The sequence below is a fragment of the Thermococcus sp. PK genome, assembly GCF_000430485.1.
Classification (GTDB): Archaea; Methanobacteriota_B; Thermococci; order Thermococcales; family Thermococcaceae; genus Thermococcus_A; species Thermococcus_A bergensis.
This window is the reverse complement of record NZ_KE387150.1, coordinates 125778-131664: the sequence shown is the minus strand read 5'-3', so window position 1 is coordinate 131664 and position 5887 is coordinate 125778. Positions and strand designations below refer to the sequence as shown.

Genomic DNA, 5887 nt, shown 5'->3' with positions numbered 1-5887 from the left:
AAAACTCCTGCTCCTAGCGCAGGAAGAATTATTCAAAAACACGCCAGAGAATACGTTAGAATACTGGACTCAAAGCCCATTCAGACCAAGGAGTTGGCCAGAAAAACAGGAAGGAGAAGAAGGGTTCTTCAGAAATCATCTCTGAAAAGCCCGCAGTTGGGTTTGTTCCCTCTAAAAAAGTTTTACTATGGGTACAAGCTGACCTGTTACTCTGATGGGAACCTGTTGGCTTTGCTGTCCGTTGATCCGGCAAACAAGCATGATGTGAGTGTTGTCAGGGAAAAGTTCTGGGTGATTGTTGAGGAGTTTTCTGGCTGTTTTCTGTTTTTGGATAAGGGTTACGTTAGTAGAGAACTTCAGGAGGAATTCCTGAAGTTTGGCGTTGTTTACACGCCGGTGAAGCGGGAGAATCAGGTTAGTAATCTGGAGGAGAAGAAGTTTTACAAGTACTTGTCTGACTTTCGCAGGAGGATTGAGACTTTGTTTTCGAAGTTTTCTGAGTTTCTTCTGAGGCCGAGCAGGAGTGTTAGTTTGAGGGGGTTGGTTGTCAGGATTTTAGGGGCGATTCTGGCCGTGAATCTGGACAGATTATACAACTTCACAGGTGGTGGGAACTAGGGTAAGTATGTATTCCTTTTCATAGTCAACGTCTTCTTATTCATAATGGGTATGATAATAGACCTCACACCGAACATTTACCTTTTGGCTCCATTGTTGTTCCCTGTTGCTAAAGCCTATGGAATAGACCCAATCCATTTCGGTGTTGTCATGTCAGTAAACTTGACTGTAGGTCTTCTCACACCACCAGTCGGGACAGCGTTGCTCCTCGGTTCAGCACTTTCAAAGGTAAAGCTCGAAGACTTAGTAAAAGAGCTTATTCCAATCTATGTGTTGTACTTCATAATCCTGCTTGTGATAACTTACATTCCGGAGATCGTCCTAATCCCTGTTCACGCACTTGGGGGGTGAAGTAAATGGAGTCTGAAGCTATAAGAGTTAGAAAGGACGACCTATACAACTTTTGTGTAAATGTCTTTGTTAAAGCTGGCGTTCCGGAAGAAGAAGCCAAGATAGTTTCAGAGCACTTGGTTGAGGCAAGTTTAAGGGGAGTTGATTCCCACGGAGTCATAAGAGTTCCCTACTACATAGAGGGCATTAAGAAAGGTCTAGTAAACGCTAAGTCTAATGTATCAATAGTGAAGGAAACTCCCGTCTCAGCACTGCTTGATGGAGGAAATGGCTTGGGGCAAGTAGTAGCGAAAAAAGCTATGGATATGGCTATTGAAAAAGCAAAAAGTTCCGGAGTTGGTTTGGTGGGAGCTAAGAATTTGGGTCACGTTGGAATGCTTGCGTATTACACTAAGAGACTCGCAGAAAACAAGCTTGTTGGTTTTGCCTTTGCAAATGGACCTGCCTTGGTAGCCCCATGGGGAGGAGCCGAGAGAGTCTTTGGTACAAACCCACTAAGCTATGGCTTCCCAACAAAGAACAAGCCAATAGTCCTTGATATAGCAACAAGTGCAACCGCTCACTTTAAGATAAAAGTTGCAATGATTAGAGGAGAGGAACTCGCTCCAGGGCTTGCCTTGGACAAAGATGGAAACCCAACAACAGATCCAAAGAAGGCATTTGAAGGAATACTACTCCCGTTCGGTGCTCACAAAGGATATGGATTCTCTCTCCTTGTTACGCTGATGACAGTGCCCCTTATTGGCGGAACGTTCGACAAAGACGTTGTCCTTCATGCATCAACCCAGGGAGGATTCTTTGTAATGGCGATAAATCCAACGCTGTTCAGAGAGTATGAGGAGTTCATTGAAGACGTTCAGAGAGTTGTTAACACCATCAAGTCAACAAAGCCAGCAAAAGGGTTCAAAGAAGTTCTGTTGCCGGGGGAAATTGAGGAGAGAATAGCAGAGGAGAGATCAAAGAACGGCATACCAATTGACCTAGAGGTCTGGAAGAGTTTTGAGGAGCTTTCTAAAGAATACGGTGTCGAACTTCCTAAGCCTCTTTGAGTTTCTTTAACTTTATTTGGAGGGTTTTACATGGCGAAATTCAAGGTAGTCGTAACTGACTATGAGTATGAGTCGTTGGAGAACGAGAGGAGAGAGCTTGAGAAAGTTGGGGCAGAGCTCGTACCAGCTCAGTTAAGATATGCTTCGCCGAAAGAAATAATCGAGGTATGTAGAGATGCAGATGGATTAATTGTTCAGTATGCAAAGATAACAAGGGAAGTTATTGAGGGGCTGGAAAAGTGTAAGGTTATAGCAAGGTATGGAATTGGAGTTGACAATGTTGACGTAAAAGCAGCAACAGAAAAAGGAATATTTGTGGTAAATGTTCCCGACTATTGTATAGAAGAAGTCTCTGACCATACAGTAGCATTGTTGTTAGCAAGTGTGAGAAAACTGACCCTGTATGATAAGGCTGTCAAATCAGGCATATGGGACTATAAGGTAGGTAAGCCCCTCTTCAGAATTCAAGGAAAGACTCTTGGATTGATTGGGTTTGGAAAATTAGCCAGAAGAGTGGCTGAAAAAATGAAGCCATTTGGTGTCAACATAATCACATATGACCCCTATATAAGCCCAGAACTTACTGAAAAATACGGTGTAAAGCTTGTTAGCAGCTTGGAGGAATTACTAAAGAATTCAGACTTCATATCAATTCATGTTCCCCTGACTGATGAAACTTATCATCTGCTCAGCGACAAAGAATTTGAGCTCATGAAGGACAACGTGATTATCGTAAACACCGCTAGAGGTCCAATAATTGACGAAAAAGCCCTTGTAAAAGCTCTAGAACAGGGAAAAGTAATGTACGCTGGCTTAGATGTAACGGAGGCTGAACCCATTCCGAAGGATAGTCCGCTTCTTAAGTTTGATAACGTAATAATTACCCCACATGTTGCTTGGTACTCTGAAGAAAGCCAAAAGGAGTTACAGACAAAAGCTGCAAGAGGAGTTGCCGAGGTCTTAAGCGGAAAGATTCCTACCTATCTTGTAAATCCTGAAGTTCTCGACGTTATAAAAAAGAAAAAAAGGAGGTGACTCAAATGAGTGAAAAAGCACCCTCTGTTGTGGCTTTTGGAGAAACAATGATTAGATTTTCCACAAAGAACTTTGAAAGAATCGAACAAGCCAAAGAACTTGCAATTGGGATTGGAGGAACAGAATCAAACTTTGCTATTGCATTTGCAAGGCTCGGCGGAAGAGCGACATGGATAAGTAAGCTGACAAACAACCCTCTCGGAAGGTTCGTCGCAAATAAAATCAGAGAGCACGGTGTGGACGTCTCCCATGTAATCTGGACGGATGATTATCGTGTGGGATTATACTTCATCGAGTTTGGAAAGAAGCCCAGACCAACTCAGGTCATATACGACAGAAAGAACTCAGCTATAGCCAACATTGATCCGTATGAAGTGAACTGGGAGATTCTCAAAGACTACGATGCTTTTCATACCACTGGAATTACCGTTGCACTTAGTGAGAACTGTAAGAAAGCGGTAGAAGTTGGAATCAGCAAGGCAAAAGAGTTTGGTACAAAGGTATCCTTTGACGTTAATTACAGATCCAAGCTCTGGTCACCAGAGGAGGCATTCAGAGCTCTTGATCCAATATTAGGAAAAGTTGATATCTTGCTTGTTACAAAGGACGACGCGAGGAACGTCCTAAAGGTCTCAGGAAGCTATGAGGAAATGATAATGGAGCTAGGTGAGAGATACAACCCTGAAGTTGTTGTTCTTACCTTAGGCTCAGAGGGAGCAATGGCGCTCAAGGATGGAAAAATCTACAGAGCAGAGCCATATGAGCTGGAGGTAGTCGATAGGATAGGAGCTGGAGACGCTTTCGATGCAGGTTTTGTGTACGAGTACCTGAGAACGGGAGACGTCGAAAAGGCGCTCAACTTAGGAGTTGCAATGGCAGCTTATGCCCACACAATACCCGGAGATGTAATGTTCATGACGAGGGAGGAGATTGAGACGATAATGAGACAGAGGCACCATGACGTTGTGAGGTGATTAAGATGAAGTTTGAGGGAATCTTTCCCCCTGGAATAACCCCTTTTAAAAACGATGAAGTTGATGAAGAGAAGCTCACAGATTACTTGGACTTCCTAATCAAGGGAGGGATTCATGGCTTATTTGCACTTGGAACCAATGGAGAAGGACCTTTGCTGACATTTGAAGAGAAGAAAAGAGTGATAAAAACCACGATGGAGTATGTAAATGGTAAAATCCCGGTAATAGTGGGAACAGGATGTACAAGCACAAAAGAAACGGTAGAGCTCAGCAAATATGCGGAAAAAGTTGGAGCAGATGCACTCCATGTCGTAACCCCCTACTATTACCCACTTACTCAAAATGGTATCATAAAGCACTACAAGAAAGTTGCTGAGAGCGTTGAAATACCGGTCATAATCTATCACATTCCTCCAAGAACAGGGGTAAAAATTGATGTGAACACACTGCTGAAGTTGGCAGAAGTTCCAAACATAGTCGGTATAAAAGACAGCTCAAAGGATGTTATCTGGTTCTACGACGCAATTTCAGCAGTCAGGGAGAAGAGACCTGACTTTATATTCTTCAGCGGAAGTGATGCACTGATATACACCCACCTAACCCTTGGAGCAAACGGTGCAGTTTCGGCAGTTGCTAACGTATTCCCCGAAATAGTAGTGCAACTTTATGAGGAGTTCAAGAAAGGGAACCTAGCAAAGGCAAAAGAGATTCAGGACAGAGTCCTGAAGATCAGATCAGCCCTTCAAAAAGGCTTCCCGTACATGTCAGGTGTCAAGGGAGCACTGAAGCTCAGAGGAATGGACTTTGGCGACCTCAGAAGCCCCCTCGAATCCTTGGACGAAGAAGGGCTGAAAGAGCTCGAAAGAAGACTTAAGGAACTCAACTTGCTCTGACATTTTTCATAATTTTTAGGTGATAAAAATGGTGGTTAGACTTCCATTTGGAGATACTGTGTATGAAGTTAAGCCCACCAAGATAATAGGACTGGGCAAGAACTACTTGGCTCCAAACGAGCCAAAGGAAAACGCTCCTGAGAAGCCAATCATATTCCTAAAGCCACCCTCATCACTTATAGGCCCGGATGAGACAATTATTATTCCAAAGCTGAGCAAAGAGGTTCACCACGAAGTGGAGCTTGGTGTGATCATAGGGAAGAGAGGAAAGAACATCCCAAGGGAGGAAGCCTTTGATTACATTCTCGGCTATACGGTGCTCCTGGATATCACGGCGAGGGACATCATCACCGAAGCCATAAAGAAGGGCTTGCCGTGGGCTGTTGCTAAAGGATTTGACACATTTACTCCCGTGGGACCAAGAATCGTCGGAAAAGACGAGCTCGATCCGAGTGATTTAGAAATAGGCTTGAAGGTTAACGGGGAAGTTAGACAGCTTTCTAGGACGAGCAGGATGATATTCAGGATAGACGAGATAATTGAGTACGTATCCAAAATTATGACACTCGAGCCAGGAGACATCATTGCTACGGGAACTCCAGAAGGTGTTGACTTGTTAAAGCCCGGAGATGTTGTTGAGGGATGGATAGAAGGAATTGGGATTCTAAAGGAAAGAGTTGATGTTGAAAAATGAATTTCGAGATTTTATTTTTCTATTTTTTTCTGTTCGCTTTTTGGTTTGAGGTCAATGATTTCAAAAATACTTGTCTGGATATTGTCAGGATAACTGGGGCATCACCTCCTGAAGCCATTCAATAACATCACCCGGAGGCCTATCAAACCTAGAATGAATTCTGACAAAATTATACCAGAAGGCAAACAGAAAACAAACCTATGAACTCTCCTCCAGTCTTTACCCCTGAAATTATTCCAGAAACGCTTCGTCCTCTCCTTCAACGTCCTAAAC

Annotated in this window: 6 protein-coding genes and 2 pseudogenes; 7 read left to right on the top strand and 1 reads right to left on the bottom strand. The window is 43.4% G+C overall.

Features of this window, described 5'->3' with window-relative positions:
- From THEPK_RS12685 to THEPK_RS08770, 7 genes and pseudogenes are all read left to right on the top strand, one after another.
- On the top strand, positions 1–618 hold a 618-nt coding region (locus THEPK_RS12685; RefSeq protein ID WP_083965065.1), incomplete at its 5' end, for a transposase.
- A 15-nt stretch (positions 619–633) separates the two neighbouring features.
- Positions 634–969, top strand: a pseudogene (locus THEPK_RS08795) (TRAP transporter large permease subunit); the annotation flags it as partial.
- Positions 970–974: 5 nt separating this feature from the next.
- Entirely contained in the window at positions 975–2018 is a 1044-nt protein-coding gene (locus tag THEPK_RS08790) for an Ldh family oxidoreductase (protein WP_042701083.1), read from the top strand.
- Positions 2019–2048: 30 nt separating this feature from the next.
- Complete coding sequence (locus THEPK_RS08785; protein ID WP_042701081.1) at positions 2049–3053, top strand: C-terminal binding protein; 1005 nt, start codon at positions 2049–2051, stop codon at positions 3051–3053.
- Positions 3054–3058: 5 nt separating this feature from the next.
- Positions 3059–4027 carry a sugar kinase gene (locus tag THEPK_RS08780; protein ID WP_042701080.1) on the top strand — a complete coding sequence of 323 codons (969 nt, stop codon included), beginning with the start codon at positions 3059–3061 and terminating at the stop codon, positions 4025–4027.
- 5 nt (positions 4028–4032) lie between these two features.
- Positions 4033–4920 (top strand): 4-hydroxy-tetrahydrodipicolinate synthase, encoded by an 888-nt coding sequence (dapA, locus tag THEPK_RS08775; protein ID WP_042701078.1) that lies wholly within the window; start codon positions 4033–4035, stop codon positions 4918–4920.
- A 31-nt stretch (positions 4921–4951) separates the two neighbouring features.
- Positions 4952–5614, top strand: a complete 663-nt coding sequence (locus THEPK_RS08770) for a fumarylacetoacetate hydrolase family protein (protein ID WP_042702188.1) — start codon at positions 4952–4954, stop codon at positions 5612–5614.
- Positions 5615–5698: 84 nt separating this feature from the next.
- Here THEPK_RS08770 and THEPK_RS13135 read toward each other — a convergent pair.
- A pseudogene (locus tag THEPK_RS13135) lies at positions 5699–5887 on the bottom strand (IS6 family transposase); the annotation flags it as partial.

Coding starts and splice junctions, on each gene's coding strand:
- THEPK_RS08790 (WP_042701083.1), top strand. CDS start 975: ATGGAGTCTGAAGCTATAAGAGTTAGAAAGGACGACCTATACAACTTT.
- THEPK_RS08780 (WP_042701080.1), top strand. CDS start 3,059: ATGAGTGAAAAAGCACCCTCTGTTGTGGCTTTTGGAGAAACAATGATT.
- dapA (WP_042701078.1), top strand. CDS start 4,033: ATGAAGTTTGAGGGAATCTTTCCCCCTGGAATAACCCCTTTTAAAAAC.
- THEPK_RS08785 (WP_042701081.1), top strand. CDS start 2,049: ATGGCGAAATTCAAGGTAGTCGTAACTGACTATGAGTATGAGTCGTTG.